The organism is Citrobacter enshiensis (assembly GCF_029338175.1).
Taxonomy (GTDB): Bacteria; Pseudomonadota; Gammaproteobacteria; order Enterobacterales; family Enterobacteriaceae; genus Citrobacter_D; species Citrobacter_D enshiensis.
This window is the reverse complement of the sequence record NZ_CP119862.1, coordinates 3,324,516-3,345,214: the sequence shown is the minus strand read 5'-3', so window position 1 is coordinate 3,345,214 and position 20,699 is coordinate 3,324,516. Positions and strand designations below refer to the sequence as shown.

At 55.7% G+C, this 20,699-nt stretch carries 21 protein-coding genes and 1 pseudogene; 15 read left to right on the top strand and 7 right to left on the bottom strand.

The features are described from left to right. Positions 1-2 precede the first annotated feature (2 nt). Genes kdpB through kdpF form a run of 3 tightly spaced genes read right to left on the bottom strand, consistent with a single transcriptional unit; the run spans position 3 to position 3,840 of the window. Positions 3-2,051 carry a potassium-transporting ATPase subunit KdpB gene (gene kdpB, locus P2W74_RS16095; RefSeq protein ID WP_276292397.1) on the bottom strand — a complete coding sequence of 683 codons (2,049 nt, stop codon included), beginning with the start codon at positions 2,049-2,051 and terminating at the stop codon, positions 3-5. A gap of 20 nt (positions 2,052-2,071) precedes the next feature. Further along, complete coding sequence (gene kdpA, locus P2W74_RS16090) at positions 2,072-3,751, bottom strand: potassium-transporting ATPase subunit KdpA (protein ID WP_276292396.1); 1,680 nt, start codon at positions 3,749-3,751, stop codon at positions 2,072-2,074. After that, complete coding sequence (gene kdpF / locus P2W74_RS16085) at positions 3,751-3,840, bottom strand: K(+)-transporting ATPase subunit F (RefSeq protein WP_162382540.1); 90 nt, start codon at positions 3,838-3,840, stop codon at positions 3,751-3,753. The genes kdpA and kdpF overlap by 1 nt, the downstream gene beginning before the upstream one ends. Before the next feature lie 310 nt (positions 3,841-4,150). Between kdpF and P2W74_RS16080 the strand changes: the two genes are divergently transcribed. From P2W74_RS16080 to phrB, 3 genes are all read left to right on the top strand, one after another. Next, the gene (locus P2W74_RS16080) at positions 4,151-4,357 is read left to right on the top strand and encodes a YbfA family protein (RefSeq protein ID WP_276292395.1); all 207 of its coding nucleotides are present in this window, start codon (positions 4,151-4,153) and stop codon (positions 4,355-4,357) included. Positions 4,358-4,947: 590 nt separating this feature from the next. After that, entirely contained in the window at positions 4,948-5,904 is a 957-nt protein-coding gene (locus tag P2W74_RS16075; RefSeq protein WP_276292394.1) for a YbgA family protein, read from the top strand. Between the two features lie 24 nt (positions 5,905-5,928). Next, complete coding sequence (phrB, locus tag P2W74_RS16070) at positions 5,929-7,353, top strand: deoxyribodipyrimidine photo-lyase (RefSeq protein ID WP_276292393.1); 1,425 nt, start codon at positions 5,929-5,931, stop codon at positions 7,351-7,353. Positions 7,354-7,407: 54 nt separating this feature from the next. Here phrB and P2W74_RS16065 read toward each other — a convergent pair. Continuing rightward, positions 7,408-7,636 (bottom strand): annotated as a pseudogene (locus P2W74_RS16065) (POT-type proton-dependent oligopeptide transporter); the annotation flags it as partial. A gap of 117 nt (positions 7,637-7,753) precedes the next feature. Between P2W74_RS16065 and ybgI the strand changes: the two are divergent. The 9 genes from ybgI to P2W74_RS16020 are packed head-to-tail and all read left to right on the top strand — an operon-like array spanning position 7,754 to position 14,986. Beyond that, complete coding sequence (gene ybgI / locus P2W74_RS16060; RefSeq protein WP_276295207.1) at positions 7,754-8,497, top strand: radiation resistance protein YbgI; 744 nt, start codon at positions 7,754-7,756, stop codon at positions 8,495-8,497. 21 nt (positions 8,498-8,518) lie between these two features. Beyond that, complete coding sequence (pxpB, locus tag P2W74_RS16055) at positions 8,519-9,175, top strand: 5-oxoprolinase subunit PxpB (protein ID WP_276292392.1); 657 nt, start codon at positions 8,519-8,521, stop codon at positions 9,173-9,175. Continuing rightward, positions 9,169-10,101: a 5-oxoprolinase subunit PxpC gene (pxpC, locus tag P2W74_RS16050; protein ID WP_276292391.1), complete on the top strand. Its 933-nt coding sequence runs from the start codon at positions 9,169-9,171 to the stop codon at positions 10,099-10,101. Before pxpB ends, pxpC begins: the two co-directional genes overlap by 7 nt. Beyond that, the gene (pxpA, locus tag P2W74_RS16045) at positions 10,091-10,825 is read left to right on the top strand and encodes a 5-oxoprolinase subunit PxpA (protein ID WP_276295206.1); all 735 of its coding nucleotides are present in this window, start codon (positions 10,091-10,093) and stop codon (positions 10,823-10,825) included. Before pxpC ends, pxpA begins: the two co-directional genes overlap by 11 nt. A gap of 60 nt (positions 10,826-10,885) precedes the next feature. After that, positions 10,886-11,614, top strand: coding sequence for a DUF969 domain-containing protein (locus tag P2W74_RS16040; protein ID WP_276292390.1), 729 nt, complete (start codon positions 10,886-10,888; stop codon positions 11,612-11,614). After that, the gene (locus P2W74_RS16035; protein WP_276292389.1) at positions 11,611-12,606 is read left to right on the top strand and encodes a DUF979 domain-containing protein; all 996 of its coding nucleotides are present in this window, start codon (positions 11,611-11,613) and stop codon (positions 12,604-12,606) included. Before P2W74_RS16040 ends, P2W74_RS16035 begins: the two co-directional genes overlap by 4 nt. 15 nt (positions 12,607-12,621) lie before the next feature. Then, positions 12,622-13,266, top strand: coding sequence for a pyroglutamyl-peptidase I (pcp, locus tag P2W74_RS16030; protein WP_276292388.1), 645 nt, complete (start codon positions 12,622-12,624; stop codon positions 13,264-13,266). 14 nt (positions 13,267-13,280) lie between these two features. Continuing rightward, on the top strand, positions 13,281-14,072 hold the full coding sequence (gene nei, locus P2W74_RS16025) for an endonuclease VIII (protein WP_276292387.1): 792 nt from the start codon (positions 13,281-13,283) through the stop codon (positions 14,070-14,072). Between the two features lie 53 nt (positions 14,073-14,125). Further along, the gene (locus tag P2W74_RS16020) at positions 14,126-14,986 is read left to right on the top strand and encodes a hypothetical protein (RefSeq protein ID WP_276292386.1); all 861 of its coding nucleotides are present in this window, start codon (positions 14,126-14,128) and stop codon (positions 14,984-14,986) included. A 9-nt stretch (positions 14,987-14,995) separates the two neighbouring features. On the opposite strand, the gene P2W74_RS16015 is transcribed toward P2W74_RS16020, so the two are convergent. From P2W74_RS16015 to P2W74_RS23830, 3 genes are all read right to left on the bottom strand, one after another. Next, a complete protein-coding gene (locus P2W74_RS16015; RefSeq protein ID WP_276292385.1) occupies positions 14,996-16,045 on the bottom strand; it encodes an AbrB family transcriptional regulator in 1,050 nt (349 codons plus the stop codon). A gap of 152 nt (positions 16,046-16,197) precedes the next feature. Continuing rightward, positions 16,198-17,481, bottom strand: coding sequence for a citrate synthase (locus tag P2W74_RS16010; protein ID WP_203358465.1), 1,284 nt, complete (start codon positions 17,479-17,481; stop codon positions 16,198-16,200). 255 nt (positions 17,482-17,736) lie between these two features. Further along, entirely contained in the window at positions 17,737-17,796 is a 60-nt protein-coding gene (locus tag P2W74_RS23830) for a hypothetical protein (RefSeq protein WP_442870729.1), read from the bottom strand. A gap of 379 nt (positions 17,797-18,175) precedes the next feature. On the opposite strand from P2W74_RS23830, the gene sdhC reads away from it, so the two are divergent. The 3 genes from sdhC to sdhA are packed head-to-tail and all read left to right on the top strand — an operon-like array spanning position 18,176 to position 20,687. Next, the gene (gene sdhC, locus P2W74_RS16005) at positions 18,176-18,580 is read left to right on the top strand and encodes a succinate dehydrogenase cytochrome b556 subunit (protein ID WP_162382505.1); all 405 of its coding nucleotides are present in this window, start codon (positions 18,176-18,178) and stop codon (positions 18,578-18,580) included. Further along, positions 18,574-18,921, top strand: coding sequence for a succinate dehydrogenase membrane anchor subunit (sdhD, locus tag P2W74_RS16000; RefSeq protein WP_276292384.1), 348 nt, complete (start codon positions 18,574-18,576; stop codon positions 18,919-18,921). The genes sdhC and sdhD overlap by 7 nt, the downstream gene beginning before the upstream one ends. Next, a complete protein-coding gene (gene sdhA / locus P2W74_RS15995; protein ID WP_276292383.1) occupies positions 18,921-20,687 on the top strand; it encodes a succinate dehydrogenase flavoprotein subunit in 1,767 nt (588 codons plus the stop codon). The genes sdhD and sdhA overlap by 1 nt, the downstream gene beginning before the upstream one ends. Positions 20,688-20,699 lie beyond the last annotated feature (12 nt).

Sequence of the window (20,699 nt, the reverse complement as noted above, 5' to 3'; positions counted from 1 at the left end):
CCTCACACCAGACCCAGCAGGGTCAGCAGTAAATCAATCACCTTGATGCCAATAAACGGCACAACCAGACCACCCAGACCATAAATCCACAAGTTGCGACGCAGCATGTCTGAAGCGGATAACGGCTTGTAGCTCACGCCTTTCAGCGCCAGCGGGATCAGAAAAACAATGACCAGCGCGTTAAAAATGACCGCACTGAGGATCGCGGAATCCGGCGAGTGCAGGTGCATCACGTTCAGGGCATTCAACTGCGGGTAGGTCGTTGCAAAGGCCGCTGGAATAATCGCGAAATACTTCGCCACATCATTGGCGATACTGAACGTGGTCAGCGAACCGCGCGTCATCAGCATCTGTTTACCAATGTGAACCACTTCAATCAGCTTGGTGGGGTTAGAGTCCAGATCCACCATGTTGCCCGCTTCTTTCGCCGCCTGGGTTCCTGAGTTCATCGCCACCGCAACGTCGGCCTGGGCCAGCGCGGGGGCATCGTTGGTGCCATCTCCGGTCATCGCCACCAGGCGACCTTCCGCCTGGTACTGGCGGATCAGCGCCAGCTTCGCTTCCGGCGTGGCTTCCGCAAGGAAGTCATCAACACCGGCTTCCGCCGCAATCGCCGCCGCCGTCAGACGGTTGTCGCCGGTGATCATCACCGTTTTGATGCCCATTTTACGCAACTGGGCGAAGCGTTCTTTTATTCCCCCTTTGACGATATCTTTCAGCGCAATCACGCCGAGCACGCGGGAGCCTTCGACGACCACCAGCGGCGTGGCGCCAAGGCGAGCGACGTTATCCACTTTTTGTTCGACGTCGGCAGGAAAATGACCGCCGTTGGCTTCAACGTGGCGACGAATCGCATCCACCGAGCCTTTACGAATCATTCGGTTATCAATATTGATCCCGCTCATGCGGCTTTGGGCGGTAAACGGCACAAAGGTGGCATGCAATGACTGAACGTCGCGGACGCGCAAATTAAAGCGTTGTTTGGCGAGGATGACGATACTGCGGCCTTCCGGCGTCTCATCCGCCAGAGAAGAAAGCTGCGCAGCGTCGGCCAACGTTTTTTCGTCTACCCCCTGGGCAGGCAGAAAATCGGAGGCCTGACGGTTGCCGAGGGTAATGGTGCCGGTTTTATCCAGCAGCAAGACATCCACGTCACCGGCGGCTTCCACCGCACGGCCGCTGGTGGCGATCACATTCGCTCCCAGCATACGGCTCATCCCCGCCACCCCGATTGCCGAGAGCAGTCCACCGATGGTGGTGGGGATCAGGCACACCAGCAGGGCGACCAGTACCGTCACGCTGACCGCGTTTCCGCCCCAGACGGTAAAGGGCCACAGGGTGGCCGTCGCCAGTAAAAAGACGATGGTCAGCGCAATCAGCAGGATGGTGAGCGCAATTTCGTTGGGCGTTTTGCGCCGCTGTGCGCCTTCCACCATCGCGATCATCCGGTCGAGGAACGTCTCGCCGGGGTTGACGCTACATTCGATAACCAGCCAGTCGGAAAGAATACGCGTCCCGCCGGTCACGGAGGCGAAGTCGCCGCCAGACTCACGGATAACCGGTGCTGACTCCCCGGTGATGGCGCTTTCGTCCACCGACGCGCCGCCTTCGATAACCTCGCCGTCGCAGGGAATAATATCGCCTGCTTCTACCAGCACAATGTCGCCTTTGCGCAGCTCATCCGCCGGGACGTGATCCATTTTTGCACCATATTTCGGCTCACGCAGTTTGCGGGCAAACGCGGTTTTTTTAACGCCTTTCAGGCTATTGGCCTGGGCTTTGCTGCGTCCTTCTGCCAGCGCCTCGGCGAAATTGGCGAACAGCACCGTCACCCACAGCCATAGGCTGATAGCGCCCGTAAACAGCGGATTGCCCGCCATATGTCCGGTTGCGATGGCCACCGTTATCAGGGTGGTCAACAGACTGCCAATCCAGACGATGAACATCACCGGGTTGCGCCATTGTGCGTGAGGATTTAACTTTTTCACGGCATCGAGAAGCGCCTGAGCGACCAGGGAGGGTTCGAACAGCGCCAGTTGTTTACGACTCATAACAATGTGCTCCACATCGCTCAACGTAAGGAGAGGTGTTCTGCCACCGGGCCAAGCGCCAGGGCAGGAATAAAGGTCAGCGCACCGACCAGCAGCACCGTACCGATCAACAGCCCGACAAATAACGCGCCGTGCGTGGGTAATGTGCCGGGACTGGCGGGTTGGATTTTTTTACTCACCAGTGACCCGGCAATCGCCATCACCGGAATAATCACGCCGAACCGACCCACAAACATGCAGAACGCCAGCAGACAGTTCCAGAATGGGGAGTTGGCGCTCAGGCCTGCGAAGGCGCTGCCGTTATTGTTTGCGGCGGACGAGACGGCATACAGCACTTCGCTGAAACCGTGTGGACCCGGGTTTAGCATGCCGCTGCGTCCGGCGTCCGTCATCATGGCGAGTGCGGTGCCGAGCAGGACCAGCGCGGGCGTGACCAGAATCGCCAGCGCGGTCATTTTCATTTCGCGCACGTCGATTTTTTTACCCAAATACTCTGGCGTACGGCCAATCATCAGCCCGGCGATAAACACCGCCAGCAGCACAAACAGCAACATGCCGTACAGGCCAGACCCGACGCCGCCGAAGACCACTTCGCCAATCTGCATCAGCCACATGGGCACCATACCGCCCAATGCGGTGAAGGAGTCGTGCATGGCAACGACCGCGCCGCAGGACGCCGCTGTCGTCACCACCGCAAACAGGCTGCTGACCAGGACCCCAAAGCGGCTCTCTTTGCCTTCCATGTTGATGCTGCTGTCAGCGCCCAGCGACAACAGATGGGGATTACCCTGGACTTCCGCCCACATCACCACCGCCACGCAGACTACAAAAATCAGCGACATTGCCCACAGCAGGGTGCGTCCCTGTCGGCGATCGCCCACGGCATCGCCAAACGCAAAGCACAGCGCGGTCGGGATCAAAAAGATCGCCAGCATCTGTACCATGTTGGTCAGCGCCGTAGGGTTCTCAAACGGGTGTGATGAGTTGGCATTGAAGAACCCGCCTCCGTTAGTGCCGAGCACTTTGATCGCCTCCTGCGAGGCCACCGGGCCCATCGGCAGGATCTGTTTTGCCCCTTCGAGGGTGACAAAAGGCTGATAAGGGGAGAGGTTTTGCAGTGCGCCTTGCTGAACAAAGAACAGCGCAATGAGCAGCGAAACAGGCAGCAGTATCCACAATGTAATGCGGACCAGATCCATCCAGGCATTGCCCAGCGTGCTGATGTTCTGGCGCATAAAGGCGCGGATCAGCGCGAAGATCACCGCAATACCGGTCGCGGCGGAGAGGAAGTTCTGTACCGTAAGCCCGACCATCTGACTGAAGTAGCTCAGGGTGGTCTCCCCGCTATAAGACTGCCAGTTGGTATTGGTGACAAAACTGACTGCTGTATTCAGCGCCAGATGCCAGGAGAGGCCCGGCAGTTGCTGTGGGTTGAACGGCAGCAGGTTTTGCCCGAGCAGCATCAAAAACAACACCGCCAGACCCAGTAAATTCAGCATGAGGAGAGCCAGCAAATAGCGCTGCCAGTTCATCTCTTCAGTCGGGATCCCCAGACCCCGCCAGAGCAGGCGTTCGACGCCGCCGACGCCCGGTAGCGGTGTATTGTTGATAAGCCTGGCCAGTCCAGATCCTAACGGTCTGGCGACCACAAACAGCACCAGTAAAAAGCTGGCAATGAGTAAAAATCCTGAAGCGGCCATCAGAATGCCTCCGCATTAATCAAGGCATACACCAGATAAACCAATAACAAGAAAACCAGCCCGATGCCGATTATCACGCCTGTACTCACAGAGCACCTCCCGTGGCATTTGTTTTGATATCCAAAGGGTAGGATTTTGGTTGCAAAGATTTCGCAAAAATCCGGGGGGCGGGTATAAAAAAAGTATAAAAATGAAAAAGACCATTATTTAACTAATGGTTAGTTTTAATTTAACTTTCTTGTAACTTAATTACGGTGGTGAAGGTAAATAAAGCTTAAATAGCTAAAAATAAGTGGTCGGATGAGTAGTAAAATTACACGAAAAGCGATACTCTTTTCATCAGTTAACCAAGTTCATTTTTCCGGTGCGATTCACCGGCCAGATAAAGGGGAGAAAAGTATGGAACTCTATAAAGAATATCCTGCACACATTGTCTTGTTACGCCGTACTTTTGCCGTTATGGCTGGTGTACTGGCGCTGCCGGTGATGTTGTTCTGGAAAGACCGCGCCCGTTTTTATAGCTATCTGCATCGCGTCTGGTCGAAAACCAGCGATAAGCCGGTGTGGATGGATCAGGCTGAAAAAGCCACCTGCGATTTTTATTAATTGATCGTCGCCTGAAAAGGTAACATGCTGGTTTTGCGAAGGGTTCCGTTCACTTCATGTTCTTCGCTTCTCTGGTATCTTATTTCCCGTGAACGGGTTAAGGGGGCTATCGCCGCCCCCTTAACAATCCCGGCTCCCGGCAGGAAAATTGCCGCTTCGCGGTACCCTCCGTTTATTCCTCCAGGCTACCGGACCGGGCGCGAGGTAACGTCCCTGTAAAACGCGCCCTGAACCCGCATCCCTGCGGGTTCCCCCGGCCTTACGGAAACACGTCGGCAATTTTCGGCCGGACCCTTCCCACACCTGACTATCTGAGTTTTTGGTTAAACAGCCAAACGGAAATCACTGAAAGTCAGAATGCGGGAGCGACACCACGGTCCGGCTGAAATCGATGAGACGTTGACGGCTGACCGGGGCTTCCCTTGCACGTTCACAGGTATGGTGATTGCAGAGAAGCCGTGGACATAAGGTGAACGTCACTCTTCACCAGAGTAAAAAGTTCTTCCTCATTCCTTAATTGACCCGCATTACCACCACAATGTAGCGTCCCTTATGTCTACACTTATCTCAGGCACGAAAAAGGAGCTGTGATGAGTGAGAAAATCCCTGTTGGCATCAGCGCCTGTTTATTAGGCGACGCGGTTCGCTTTGATGGCGGGCATAAACGGCTGGAATTTGCCGTTGAAACGTTATCCCCCTGGGTTCATTTTGAAGCGGTTTGCCCGGAAATGGCGATCGGTCTGCCTGTACCCAGACCCGCATTGCGTCTGGTGAAAGATGAAGGCGGCGCCTTCGCGTTACGCTTTAGCGATAAGCGGGAAGGGAACCTGACCGATGCCATGACCACGTTCAGCCATGTGCGAGTTACCGGGTTCGAACATTTGTGCGGGTACATCGTTTGCGCCAAATCGCCCAGTTGCGGGATGGAGCGCGTACGTGTCTACGATGCTGACGGCAAAAACAACCGTAAAGCCGGGCGCGGGATCTACACCTCGATTTTAATGGAAACCTTTCCGTGGCTGCCGGTGGAAGAGGACGGGCGGCTGCACGATCCGCAAATTCGTGAAAACTTTGTCGAACGCATCTATGCGCTGCATGAACTGAATGGGATTCGTCAACAGGGACTGACCCGCGCGGCGCTGTTGGGTTATCACAGCCGCTACAAACTGCTGCTGCTGGCGCATTCACAGCCGGAGTATCGGGACCTGGGGCGTTTTGTGGCGGCCATTCACGACTGGCCGGATCTCGACGTTTATTTTTCAGAGTACCGCCTGCGGTTAATGACGCTGCTCTCGCACCCCGCCACCCGGCGTAATCACACCAATGTTCTGATGCATGTTCAGGGATATTTCCGTAACCAATTGAATGCCCGTCAACGCCAGGAGCTGACCGCGCTGATCGACGGGTATCGCCGCGCGACGCAACCGCTGCTTGCGCCGATCACGTTACTCAAACACTATATGGCGGAGTATCCGGATGCTTACCTTTGTGGGCAACGTTACTTTGATCCCTGGCCCGAGGCCCTGCGTTTGCGCTACGGAAGCTAAACGTATAACTGATTCAGGAGTGTTATGACCACCCATCTGGTCTGGTTTCGTCGTGATTTACGTCTGCATGATAATCTTGCTTTAGCTGCCGCCTGCCGGGATCGTTCGGCGCGGGTACTGGCACTGTTCATCTCCACCCCGGCCCAGTGGGCGGCGCACGACATGTCCCCGCGTCAGGCGGCGTTGGTTAATACCCAACTCAACGCGTTGCAAATCGCGCTGGCGGAGAAAGGCATCCCGCTGCTGTTTCGTGAAGTGGATGATTTCGCGGCCAGCGTCGGCGTGGTTTCTGAGGTATGCCAGCAGCATGGCGTCAGCCATCTGTTTTACAACTATCAATATGAAGTGAACGAACGCCAGCGTGATGTCGCGGTAGAGCGCGCACTAAGCCATGTTGTTTGTGAAGGATTTGATGACAGCGTGATATTGCCGCCCGGCGCGGTGATGACCGGCAATCACGAGATGTACAAAGTGTTTACCCCCTTTAAAAACGCCTGGCTAAAGCGACTCAAAGAGGAGATGCCAGCGTGTGTTGCGGCACCTGAGCGCCGTGACGGTGGGGCAATGTCGTGCGACATAACGTCGTTGACATTGACTATGCCGCAGCAGGATTTCGACCCGACGTTGTTCCCTGCCGGGGAAAAGGCGGCGATTGCGAAGTTGCGTCAGTTTTGCCAGCAGACGGCGGAACGCTATGAGCAGTTACGGGATTTTCCCGCCCTTGACGGAACCAGTCGGTTATCCGCGAGCCTGGCGACCGGTGGACTCTCGCCGCGTCAGTGTCTGCATCGCTTACTGGCGGAGCAGCCACAGGCTGTTGATGGCGGCGCGGGAAGCGTCTGGCTGAATGAGCTGATCTGGCGTGAATTTTATCGGCATTTGATCACCTTTTATCCAGGGCTGTGTCAACACCGTCCGTTCATTCCCTGGACCGATCGCGTGCCGTGGAACCGTAACGCCGCCCATTTTCAGGCGTGGCGGGAAGGGAAAACGGGTTATCCCATCGTGGATGCCGCGATGCGCCAGCTCAATGCAACAGGATGGATGCACAATCGATTACGGATGATTACCGCCAGCTTTTTAGTGAAAGACCTGCTGATCGACTGGCGGGAAGGGGAGCGGTATTTCATGTCGACGCTTATCGATGGCGATCTTGCCGCCAACAACGGTGGCTGGCAGTGGGCCGCCTCGACCGGCACCGATGCCGCGCCATACTTTCGCATTTTTAACCCCACGACACAGGGCGAAAAGTTTGACCGTGACGGCGACTTTATTCGCCGGTGGGTGCCGGAATTGCGCAACGTACCCGGAAAGGCCATCCACACTCCCTGGACGTGGGCCCAGAAAGAAGGCGTTACGCTGGATTACCCGCATCCGATTGTGGATCACAAACAGGCGCGTTTAGAAACGCTGGCGGCGTATGACGCGGCGCGAAAGAGCGATGCGTAGAAAGGGAGGAGGCCCGACAGGCACTACCCGTCGGGCAGAATGAGGTCAGAATTTGACCGTCACCGGATCAATAAACCGTTCAGCAAACCCCATCACGACCAGGCCGAATACCATCAGCGGCATAGAAGAATGACCGTAAGCGGCAGACCAGCGAGCGCTTAGCGTCAGAATACAGAAACCGGCGCCCATCAAACCAAGACCCCGCGCGAACTTACCCCAGATACGCACTATTCCCGGTGACACGCTCTTTGACCAGCCAGGCCAGCACCCCGCCGCACAGCATGAAAATTTCGTCTTAAAACGGCGCTATTGTTTCTCAATGAGTCAAAGAAATGGCTATCGACGAACTGGCGGGAGAACGCTATTTTAACGTAATGAATACATTAAGAAGGGAACAATGATGAAAAACACTGAACTGGAACATCTGATCAACGAAAAGCTAAACAGTGCGGCCATCAGTGATTACGCGCCGAATGGATTGCAGGTTGAAGGAAAAACAACGGTACAAAAAATCGTGACCGGTGTAACGGCAAGCCAGGCGTTGCTTGACGAAGCCGTCCGCCTGCAGGCAGATGCGGTTATCGTTCATCATGGTTACTTCTGGAAAGGGGAATCACCGGTTATCCGTGGAATGAAGCGTAACCGACTGAAAACACTGCTGACCCATGATATTAACCTCTACGGCTGGCACCTGCCGCTGGATGCCCATCCTGAACTGGGCAACAACGCGCAGCTCGCGGCGTTGCTCGGGATCACCGTAATGGGTGAGATTGAGCCGTTAGTTCCGTGGGGCGAGCTGGCGATGCCGGTTCCGGGACTGGAGCTGGCATCATGGATTGAAGCGCGCCTGGGACGTAAACCGTTATGGTGTGGGGATACCGGGCCGGATACGGTTCAGCGTGTGGCGTGGTGTACCGGTGGCGGTCAAAGCTTTATCGACAGCGCCGCCCGTTTTGGCGTCGATGCATTTATTACGGGCGAAGTGTCTGAACAGACGATTCATTCCGCGCGTGAACAGGGACTGCATTTTTATGCCGCCGGACACCACGCGACCGAGCGTGGCGGTATTCGTGCGTTAAGCGAATGGCTGAATGAAAACACCGATCTTGACGTTACCTTTATTGATATTCCCAATCCGGCATAAACAACACTAAGAGGGACGAAAGTGCAACGAGCGCGTTGTTATCTGTTGGGTGAAACGGCGGTGGTGCTTGAACTTGAACCGCCGGTCACTCTGGCTACCCAAAAACGGATCTGGCGGTTGACACAGCGTCTGGCCGAGCTGCCGAATGTGGCGGAAGCCATACCGGGAATGAACAATATCACGGTTATTTTGCATGAGCCGCAAACCCTGGCGCTGGATGCCATAGAGCGCCTGCAGCGCTGGTGGGAAGAGAGCGTGGCGCTGGAGCCTGACTCACGTTTTATTGAAATTCCGGTCACTTACGGCGGGGCTGGGGGACCGGATCTGGCCGAGGTGGCCCGACACAGCGGCCTGAGTGAGAAGCAGGTGGTTGAACTGCATTCGTCCGTCGAGTACGTGGTCTGGTTTTTAGGTTTTCAGCCTGGTTTCCCCTATCTTGGGAACTTACCGGAACAATTACATACCCCGAGACGCGCGGAGCCACGCCTGATTGTTCCGGCAGGTTCCGTGGGCATCGGCGGCGCGCAAACGGGGATTTACCCCTTACCGACGCCGGGCGGCTGGCAGTTGATCGGTCATACCTCGCTAAAACTGTTCGATCCGATGCGGGACGAACCGATTCTGTTGCGTCCCGGAGACAGTGTGCGATTTGTGCCGCAGAAGGAGGGCGTATGCTGAATATTATTCGTGCGGGTCTGTACACCTCCGTGCAGGATGGCGGACGGCATGGCTATCGTCAGTCCGGGATTAGCCACTGTGGTGCGCTGGATAAACCGGCATTGCACATCGCCAATCTGCTGGTGGGCAATGATGCCAATGCCGCGGCACTGGAAGTGACGCTGGGTCAGCTGGTGGTGGAGTTTATGGCCGACGGCTGGTTTGCCCTGACCGGCGCAAGCTGTGAGGCGCGACTGGACGGCAAACCCGTCTGGACAGGCTGGCGGCTGCCGATGAAGGCAGGACAGCGCCTGACGCTAAAACGACCGCAACACGGGATGCGCAGCTATTTGGCCATCGCGGGCGGGATTGATGTCCCGCCGGTGATGGGGTCATGCAGTACCGATCTGAAAGTGGGGATCGGTGGTCTGGGAGGCCGACTGCTAAAAGACGGAGACCGCCTGGCGACAGGGAAACCGGCGCGGCAATTCAGCGGTCCGCAGGGGGTTAAGCAACTGCTATGGGGGAACCGGATCCGCGCTCTGCCTGGCCCGGAATATCATGAATTTGATGCGGCCTCGCAGGAGGCATTCTGGCGCTCGCCCTGGCAACTCAGCCCGCAAAGTAACCGGATGGGCTATCGTTTGCAGGGACAGCCGTTAACACGCACCACGGATCGTGAACTGATGTCCCACGGTTTACTGCCTGGCGTCGTGCAGGTGCCGCACAATGGTCAGCCGATAGTCCTGATGAATGATGCTCAGACAACGGGCGGCTATCCGCGTATCGCCTGCATTATCGAAGCCGATATGTACCACCTGGCGCAAATTCCCCTCGGACAGCCGATTCATTTTGTTCAGTGTTCGCTGGAGGAGGCGCTAAAAGCGCGCCGGGATCAGCAACGTTACGTGGAACAGCTCACATGGCGACTCAATGATGAAAATTGACCTCAATGCAGACTTAGGTGAAGGCTGCGCCAGCGACAGCGAACTGCTCACGCTGGTCTCCTCTGCCAACATCGCCTGCGGATTTCACGCGGGCGATGCGACAACCATGCTGGTCAGCGTGCGTGAAGCGCTAAAAAATGGTGTGGCGATTGGCGCACACCCCAGTTTTCCGGATCGGGAAAACTTTGGTCGCACCGCCATGACGCTGCCGCCGGAAACGGTGTATGCCCAAACGCTGTATCAAATTGGCGCGCTGGCGTCGATCGCAAAGGCGGAAGGCGGCGTGATGCGCCACGTTAAACCACACGGCATGTTGTATAACCAGGCAGCCAAAGACGCGCAGCTGGCAGATGCCATCGCCAGGGCGGTGCATGCCTGCGATCCGGCGTTGATTCTGGTGGGACTGGCCGGCAGTGAACTGATCCGCGCAGGCGCACACTATGGCCTGACAACGCGTCAGGAAGTGTTTGCCGATCGAGGGTATCTGGCGGATGGCAGTCTGGTGCCGCGCACCCAGCCCGGGGCGCTTATCGAAGACGAAGAACAGTCTCTGGCGCAAACCCTGGAGATGGTGCAGTCCGGGCGAGTCAAAAGCATTACCGGCGAGTGGGCGAAGGTGGAGGCGCAGACGGTGTGTCTTCACGGCGATGGCGAGCACGCACTCGCTTTTGCCCGTCGCTTGCGCGCCGCATTCAACGCATGCGATATTCAGATTGGCGCATAAGTCATTAATATTCATATAAAACAATAAAATAATACGCAACATAACTGACAGGAATGGATTATGGAAGATGCAGTCGCACTCTGGCCACTGATGGGGATCGCCGTCATTGTGGTTGGCTTTCTCTTACGCTTTAACCCGGTATTGGTGGTCATCGTTGCCGGGATCGTCACCGGACTGGCGGCGCATATGCCGATCGCCACGATCTTTGAAAAACTGGGTGAAGGTTTCCTCAACACCCGTAATCTGCCGTTTATCCTGCTGATCCCGCTGGCCGTTATTGGTCTGCTGGAGCGCCACGGGCTGAAAGAACGCGCGCAGGCGTGGATCGCCAAAATCCACAGCGCCACGGCGGGACGCCTGCTGATCGTTTATCTGTTCATTCGTGAAGCCACCGCTGCGCTGGGGCTGACCAGCCTCGGCGGTCATCCGCAAATGGTGCGCCCGCTGCTGGCACCGATGGCGGAAGGGGCGGCAGAAAAAAATTACGGCGCGCTTCCCGGCGCGGTGCGTTACCGCCTGCGGGCGATGTCGGCGGCGACCGACAACGTTGGGCTGTTCTTTGGTGAAGACATTTTCGTGGCCTTTGGCGCCATTATTTTCATGCACAATTTTATGCTGGAGTCGGGAGGGATCCAGACTGAGCCGTTGCACATTGCCCTGTGGGGGATCCCGACGGCGATATGTGCTTTCCTGATCCACGCAACAAGGCTATGGCGTCTGGACAGCTATCTGCAGCGAGAAATGGCGAAAGTGAATACCGTCGCGGTCAGCAAAGGAGAGGCGAAATGAATTTTCAGCAAAGCTATCTCTATTGGCTGGCCGGCGTGGTGTTGCTGCTGGTCGCCGTGATGTCCTGGCGGGATAAAGCCAATCCGCGCCGTTTAACGACCGGATTGTTCTGGGGCGTTTATGGCCTGCTGTTTTTATTGGGCGACTGGACATATTCATTCGTTGGCGACAAACGTACGGTGCATATCGCGGTCGGCGTGGCGGTGGTACTGATGGCCCTGATTGCCGGTTTTGGCGGCGTGAAACTGGGCAGCTATCACCAGCGTACCCGCGAGCAGCGTCAGGAGAGCGCCACCCGTCTGGGCAACCGCCTGTTTTATCCGGCGCTGGCGATCCCGGTGGTGACGGTGATAGGCGTACTGATGTTCAACCACATACCCGGATTGCAGGATGCGCTGTTTGGCCCCGGCAATCATTCCACGCTGGTCACGCTGTTTTCGATGACCGCAGGGACAGTGATCGGCCTGGGGATGGCGATAAAAATGACCCATGAGAGTGTCCATCAGCCGATTCAGGAGGCACGTCGTCTTCTGGATTCTATTGGCTGGGCCTTCATCCTGCCGCAAATTCTCGCCACGTTGGGGTTACTGTTTACGGCGGCGGGCGTTGGCAGTGGGATTTCGTATCTCACCCAACACTACCTTGCCGTTGACAGTCGCTTTGTGGCCGTGGCGGTTTACACAATCGGTATGGCGCTGCTGACCATGGTGATGGGCAATGCGTTTGCCGCCTTCCCGATTGTGACGGCGGGAATTGGCATTCCGATTCTGGTGTTGCAGCACGGTGGCAATCCGGCGGTGATGGCGGCCATCGGCATGTTCTCCGGCTACTGCGGAACGCTGATGACGCCGATGGCGGCCAACTTCAACATCGTACCGGCAGCGCTGCTGGAACTGCCGGATAAAAACGCGGTCATCAAAGCGCAGGTGCCGACCGGCGTGCTGCTGCTGTTGGTCAACGTGTTCCTGATGTATTTCCTGATGTTCCTGTAAGGAGGGGCGCAATCCATGAAAACCGTCTTAATTACCGGATTTGAACCCTTTGGCGGCGAGCAGGTTAACCCTTCCTGGGAAGTGGTCTCCCGGCTCGACAATGCTATCATCGCAGGATGTCGCGTGGTGGCGCGTCAACTGCCGTGCGTGTTTGGCGAATCGCTAACGGTACTTAACGCCGCCATTGATGCGTTGTCGCCTTCGCTGGTGCTGGCTGTCGGTCAGGCGGGGGGACGTGCGGATATTACGGTTGAGCGGGTGGCCATCAACGTCGATGATGCCCGTATCCCGGATAACCGTGGCAGGCAGCCGGTTGATGAGCCGATAGTGGCGCAGGGGCCAGCGGCCTGGTTTAGTTCGCTGCCCATCAAAGCGATGGTGGCGGCGATGCGTGAAGCGGGCGTTCCGGCCTCGGTGTCGCAAACAGCGGGGACGTTTGTCTGCAACCACGTGATGTATGGCCTGCTGCATAAACTGAGCGCCAGGTCGGAGGTGAAGGGCGGATTTATCCATATCCCTTATTTGCCAGAACAGGCGGCGGCACACCCCGGCGCGCCAAGCATGGCAGCGGCAACGGTGCGTCAGGCGCTGGAAATCGCCATTACCACGGCGTTACACGTAGAAAATGATATCGCCGTAACGGGCGGCGCAACCCATTAAGTAAGGACACAACCATGCCAGAAGGCCCGGAGATCCGCCGCGCGGCGGATAACCTGGAGGCGGCGATCAAAGGCAAACCGCTGACGGACGTCTGGTTTGCTTTTGATCGGTTAAAACCGTATCAGTCATCGCTGATTGGGCAAACCGTCACCCGTATGGAAACGCGGGGAAAAGCGTTGCTGACCCACTTCTCTTCAGGACTTACCCTCTACAGCCACAATCAGCTTTATGGCGTGTGGCGGGTGGTCGATACCGGCACGCTTCCACAGACCTCGCGGGTGCTGCGCGTCAGGTTGCAAACGGCGGACAAAACCATCCTGCTGTATAGCGCGTCCGATATCGATATGCTGACCCCTGAACAGCTGACCACGCATCCGTTTCTGCAACGGGTCGGGCCGGATGTTCTGGATCCACATTTAACGCCCGAGGCCGTTGAAGCCCGACTGCTTTCACCGCGTTTTCGCAATCGCCAGTTTTCCGGACTTCTGCTGGATCAGGCGTTTCTCGCCGGACTGGGAAACTATCTGCGGGTGGAGATCCTCTGGCAGGTGGGATTGACCGGACAGCACAAAGCGAAAGATCTCAGCGACCTGCAGCGCGTGGCGTTATCTCATGCGTTGCTCGATATCCCGCGTCTGTCTTATACCACCCGGGGTCAGGTGGATGACAACAAGCATCACGGCGCGCTGTTTCGCTTTAAGGTCTTTCATCGCGACGGCGAAGCCTGTGAGCGCTGCGGCGGTATCATCGAAAAAACGATGCTTTCGTCACGACCGTTTTACTGGTGCCCGCATTGTCAACGGTAGTGCGACACGTTACCCTTGCACACCGCTTGTCTGGCATTTGAGTAGGAGAGAAAATGGATTTTCGGCGTTTTTATGGTGTTGCATTACTTTTCATCTCGACTGGTGTTACCACTGTTTATGCCAGCGACAGCCCGTTACCCATCAACTCACCGGTTGAGAAACTGACGCAAAGGCTTGATGGCACGCAATGGCACTATGAGTCGGTCAGTCGGGAATCGCTGATGGGGGATAAAAACCGCCCTGACGCGTTTTACCAACAGACATTCACCGACAAGCCGATCGCCTTCAAAGGCCATGAAATGCTGTTCGGCACTGTGTGTCGCTTATCCTGGAGCCCCTACGTTCAGACGCCCATTAAGTATTATCACAGCAATAGCACTGTCGAACTCTATACATCCCTGTTTGCCAGTGTCGGTCTGAAACTTCCCGATAAGCTGACTATTCTGGAGACCGCATCGCCCCAGGGAGAGTGCCCGGTTGCGGGCGTTGAGTTACTCGATTTTGGCAGCAAACTGGCCTTTTTATATGAAGATAAAATCGTTACTTACACTCGCGACGGCAATGAACAGGCCACAAAACCGGATATCCGCAAGTGTGAGTCGGGGCCACGGGATATGGAATATGTGTATGAACATGGGGCAATGACGCGCTGTTTTTACCCCAATATGTCGATGAAACAGGCCTACGCGGCGCACCGCAAAGCTCGGTCAGATAGCAAAAATCTGCTGCCGACGTTGACCCCAGGCAAAAACCTTGCCGTTGAAAACCTAGGCGATACCGAACGTGTGGAATATCAATGGCAAGGGGATAACGTTTTGCATATTACGCAGAGTTTTCCGGGAGGGACGACGGAGTTTTTACTGGAGTCGGCCACGGCGGGAACCACCGTCACGGAAACCGAATTTCCGGATTAATACGTCTCGTCATGACAGCGGCTGTTTCGGCGCATGGGTTGAAATAAACCGGGCCACGGCGGGACCGGTTAGCAAAATGCTAAACAGCCTCAGGGTCTGCATCGCCATGATCAGCGCCATGTTGGCATTGCTGCCAGCGGCGATCACCGCCACCGTATCCAGCCCTCCGGGGCTGGTGGCAAGGTAAGCGGTCATAAAATCAATCTGCATGTAGTGGGCGAGTCCCCATGCCATTGCTGCGCAAATTGCCAATAGAGCAAAGATAGAGGCCAGAATTTGCGGCAGCGGGCGCAGCGCCATAAAGAACACCTGTTTGTCGAAACCCAGCCCAATACGCCAGCCGATCGCCATGTAAGCCGCCGCCAGCAACCATTCCGGTAATTCAATTTCAATGATCCCACCTGAATGCAGCACCGCGCCCGCCAGCATCGGCAGCAGCATGGTGCCGGAAGGAATGCGCAACACGCGCCCGGCAATTCCCGCGACCGCAGCAAGCAGCAGGGTGGTTAACAGGTTCAGGCTGAGCGGCGGGAACCATTCAATCTGTTGGCTGACCGCTTCGGCACCGTCGCCCAGCGCAATACGCGTGACTAAGACCGCTGCGCCTGCAACGAACAGTACCCGCAGGTATTGCATAAATGCCACCAGTCGAATATCTGCGCCGTAATCCTGGGCCATGGCGACCATCGCCGCTGCCCCGCCGGGAGACGAACCCCACGCGCCGGTGTTGCCTGGTAAGCCGCTATAGCGCACCAACAGCCAGCCAACCGCCGCGCTGGAGAGCAGCGTGACTAACAGGATGGCCAGCACAACCGGCCAGTTCACCGCCAGGGTGGTCAATATCGAACCGGTCATGTTTTGCGCAATCATACAGCCAAGAATTGCCTGCGCAGCAAGAAAAGCGGAACGGGGAAGGCGGAGAGTGACGCCTTTCATACTGAATACAATGCCTGCGATCATGGGACCGAGCAGAAGTGCCGCCGGGAGATGCAAGAAGAGAAAAATCAGCGAGAGCAGGAGAGAGAGCAGAAATAACGAACTCCACTGCAAAACGGGCATTTCATGCTCCCTGGTATTTTTGTGAGATGTATCGATACAGCATAGAGAAAGCGGGCGGAGAAAAAAATACCAGTAATCAATAAAAACGCGGGGGCCGGGCGGTGAAGACATAAAAAAACGCGCCCGTAGGCGCGTTTTGCTGAGCGTGAAAATTAACGCTTGATCGCGGATTTAAAATCGCGCTGTTCGTAGCCGGTATACAGCTGACGAGGACGCGCAATTTTCATGCCGTCGGTGTGCATTTCGTTCCAGTGCGCAATCCAGCCTACGGTACGCGCCATCGCGAAGATCACCGTGAACATGGAGGACGGAATACCCATCGCTTTCAGAATGATGCCGGAGTAGAAGTCTACGTTCGGGTAGAGTTTCTTCTCGATGAAGTACGGGTCGTTCAGTGCAATGTGTTCCAGCTCCATCGCCACTTCCAGCAGGTCATCTTTGGTGCCCAGCTCTTTCAGTACTTCGTGGCAGGTTTCGCGCATCACGGTCGCACGCGGATCGTAGTTTTTGTAAACACGGTGACCGAAGCCCATCAGGCGGAAAGAATCGTTCTTGTCTTTCGCGCGGCGAACAAATTCCGGTATGTGTTGAACAGAGCTGATTTCTTCCAGCATTTTCAGCGCCGCTTCGTTCGCGCCGCCGTGCGCCGGTCCCCACAGGGAGGCGATACCGGCTGCGATGCAGGCAAATGGATTAGCACCAGAAGAACCGGCGGTACGCACGGTAGAGGTTGACGCGTTCTGTTCGTGATCGGCATGCAGGATCAGGATACGGTCCATTGCACGTTCCAGCACCGGGTTAACTTCATAGTTTTCACACGGCGTGGAGAACATCATGTTCAGGAAATTACCGGCATAGGAGAGGTCGTTGCGCGGATAAACGAACGGCTGGCCGATAGAATATTTGTAGCACATTGCCGCCATGGTCGGCATTTTGGACAGCAGACGGAAGGCAGCAATTTCACGGTGACGCGGGTTATTCACGTCCAGGGAGTCGTGATAAAACGCCGCCAGCGCACCGGTGATCCCACACATAACGGCCATCGGATGAGAATCGCGACGGAAGGCGTGGAACAGGCGAGTAATTTGCTCGTGGATCATCGTATGGCGGGTAACAGTAGTTCTGAACTCGTCGTACTCTTCCTGGCTCGGCTTCTCGCCGTACAGCAGGATATAACACACTTCCAGATAGTTGGATTCGGTCGCCAACTGATCGATCGGGAAGCCGCGATGCAGCAAAATACCTTCATCGCCGTCGATGAACGTAATTTTGGATTCGCAGGATGCGGTAGAGGTAAAACCTGGGTCAAAAGTGAACATACCTTTTGAACCAAGGCTACGAATATCAATAACGTCTTGACCCAGCGTGCCCTTCAGCACATCCAGTTCAATAGCTGCATCACCATTTAGGGTGAGCTTTGCTTTTGTATCAGCCATTTACGGTCTCCTTAGCGCCTTATTGCTTAAGACTGCCGGAACTCACATTTGCCTTCGTACATCAATGAACCGTTACCAGTTTGTTATTTGGCTCGCCGCTCTGGAAAGAGGGGGGAAGACCTGGGTACAGAGCTATGGGCGCTTGCAGGTAAAACGGTTAATTCATGGCGAATAAGCAGCAAATCAAGTACTTAGCAATCCGAATTATTAAACCTGTTTATCACTAATAACTGTCCTGAAGGAATCGGTCAATACCTATACACTGTTACATAACTTAATGTCAGGTGAAAGAGTGACCCCATAACTTTTACGCATTATATGCTTTTTCTGGTGTCGTTTGTAACAACTTTGTTTAATGGTTGTCAAATCAGATGATTAAAAATTAAATAAATGTTGTTATCGTGACCTATGTCACTGTTCGGGATAAAACCCGACAAACTATATGTAGGTTAATTGTAATGATTTTGTGAACGTCCTATACTGCCGCCAGGTCTCCGGAATACCCTGCAATCCCGAGCCACCCAGCGTTGTAACGTGTCGTTTTAGCATCTGGAAGCAGTGTTTTACATGACGCACAGTTATAGATAAGGACGCTGTCTGACCCGCACGCAGACCGGAGGAAGGAAATCCCGCCGTCTTTCAGGCTACAGGATCCTCTCTGTACCCGAAGTCCAAAGGGAATAATAAGAACAGCATGTGGGCGTTATTCATGATAAGAAATGTGAAAAAACAAAGACCTGTCAATTTGGATCTGCAAACGATCCGGTTCCCAATCACGGCGATAGCGTCCATTCTCCATCGCGTTTCCGGAGTGATCACCTTTGTGGCGGTCGGGATACTGTTGTGGTTATTGGGTACCAGCCTCTCTTCCCCTGAAGGATTCCAGCAGGCGTCCGCCATCATGGGGAGCTTCTTCGTTAAATTGATTATGTGGGGCATTCTCACCGCGCTGGCGTATCACGTCGTGGTCGGAGTTCGCCACATGATGATGGATTTTGGCTATCTGGAAGAAACATTCGAAGCGGGTAAACGCTCCGCCAAAATCTCTTTTGTTATCACTGTCGTGCTTTCACTTCTCGCAGGAGTCCTCGTATGGTAAGCAACGCCTCCGCATTGGGACGCAACGGCGTACATGACTTCATCCTGGTCCGTGCTACCGCTATCGTTCTGACGTTATACATCATCTACATGGTCGGCTTTTTCGCCACAAGCGGCGAGCTGACCTGGGAAATCTGGACGGGTTTCTTCTCATCGGCATTCACCAAAGTCTTCACCCTGCTGGCTCTGTTTTCCATCTTAATCCATGCCTGGATCGGCATGTGGCAGGTGTTGACCGACTACGTTAAACCGCTGGCTGTGCGCCTTGTGTTGCAACTGGCCATTGTTGTTGCGCTGGTGGTTTACGTCATTTATGGATTTGTTGTGGTGTGGGGTGTGTAATGAAACTGCCAGTAAGAGAATTTGATGCTGTAGTGATTGGCGCAGGCGGCGCAGGTATGCGTGCGGCGCTGCAAATTTCCCAAAGCGGCCAGACCTGTGCGCTGCTGTCTAAAGTCTTCCCAACCCGTTCCCATACCGTATCCGCGCAGGGCGGCATTACCGTTGCGCTGGGTAATACCCATGAAGATAACTGGGAATGGCACATGTACGACACCGTAAAAGGGTCGGACTATATTGGTGACCAGGACGCGATTGAATATATGTGTAAAACCGGCCCGGAAGCGATTCTGGAGCTGGACCATATGGGGCTTCCGTTCTCTCGCCTCGATGATGGCACTATTTATCAACGTCCGTTTGGCGGCCAGTCGAAAAACTTCGGCGGCGAGCAGGCGGCACGTACCGCAGCGGCGGCTGACCGTACCGGTCACGCGCTGTTGCACACGCTGTATCAGCAGAACCTGAAAAACCACACCACCATTTTCTCTGAGTGGTACGCGCTGGATCTGGTGAAAAACGCCGATGGCGCAGTGGTCGGTTGTACCGCGCTGTGTATCGAAACCGGTGAAGTGGTTTACTTCAAAGCCAACGCCACCGTGCTGGCGACCGGCGGCGCAGGTCGTATCTATCAGTCCACCACTAACGCGCATATCAACACCGGTGACGGCGTCGGTATGGCCCTGCGTGCCGGTGTACCGGTGCAGGATATGGAAATGTGGCAGTTCCACCCAACCGGTATCGCCGGTGCGGGCGTGCTGGTCACCGAAGGCTGCCGCGGTGAAGGCGGTTATCTGCTGAACAAACACGGCGAGCGCTTCATGGAGCGTTATGCCCCGAATGCGAAAGACCTGGCGGGTCGTGACGTGGTGGCGCGTTCCATCATGATCGAAATCCGTGAAGGTCGCGGCTGCGACGGTCCGTGGGGCCCGCACGCTAAATTGAAACTCGACCATCTGGGTAAAGACGTTCTCGAATCCCGTCTGCCGGGCATTCTTGAGCTGTCCCGTACCTTCGCTCACGTTGACCCGGTGAAAGAGCCGATTCCGGTCATCCCAACCTGCCATTATATGATGGGCGGTATCCCGACCAAAGTGACCGGTCAGGCGCTGACTGTGAACGCGCAGGGCGAAGACGTGGTGATTCCTGGGCTGTTTGCGGTGGGCGAAATCGCCTGCGTATCGGTTCACGGTGCCAACCGTCTGGGCGGCAACTCGCTGCTCGACCTGGTGGTGTTCGGTCGTGCGGTTGGCCTGCATCTGCAGGAATCGATTGCAGAACAGGGTGACCTGCAGGATGCGACCGAAGAGGAAATCGACGCCTCTCTGGAACGTCTGAACCGCTGGAACGGCAATCGTGACGGCGAAGATCCGGTCGCGATTCGTAAAGCGTTGCAGGAATGTATGCAGCATAACTTCTCGGTTTTCCGTGAAGGTGATGCGATGGCCAAAGGTCTTGAACAGCTGAAGGCGATTCGCGAGCGTCTGAAAAATGCCCGTCTGGATGACACCTCCAGCGAGTTCAACACCCAGCGCGTCGAGTGCCTGGAGCTGGATAACCTGATGGAAACCGCGTACGCCACCGCAGTATCTGCCAACTTCCGTACTGAAAGCCGTGGCGCGCATAGCCGCTTCGACTTCCCGGAACGTGATGATGAAAACTGGCTGTGCCATTCCCTGTACCTGCCAGAGTCGGAATCCATGACGCGACGTCAAGTCAATATGGAACCGAAACTGCGCCCGGCATTCCCGCCGAAGATTCGTACTTATTAATGCGGAGACAGG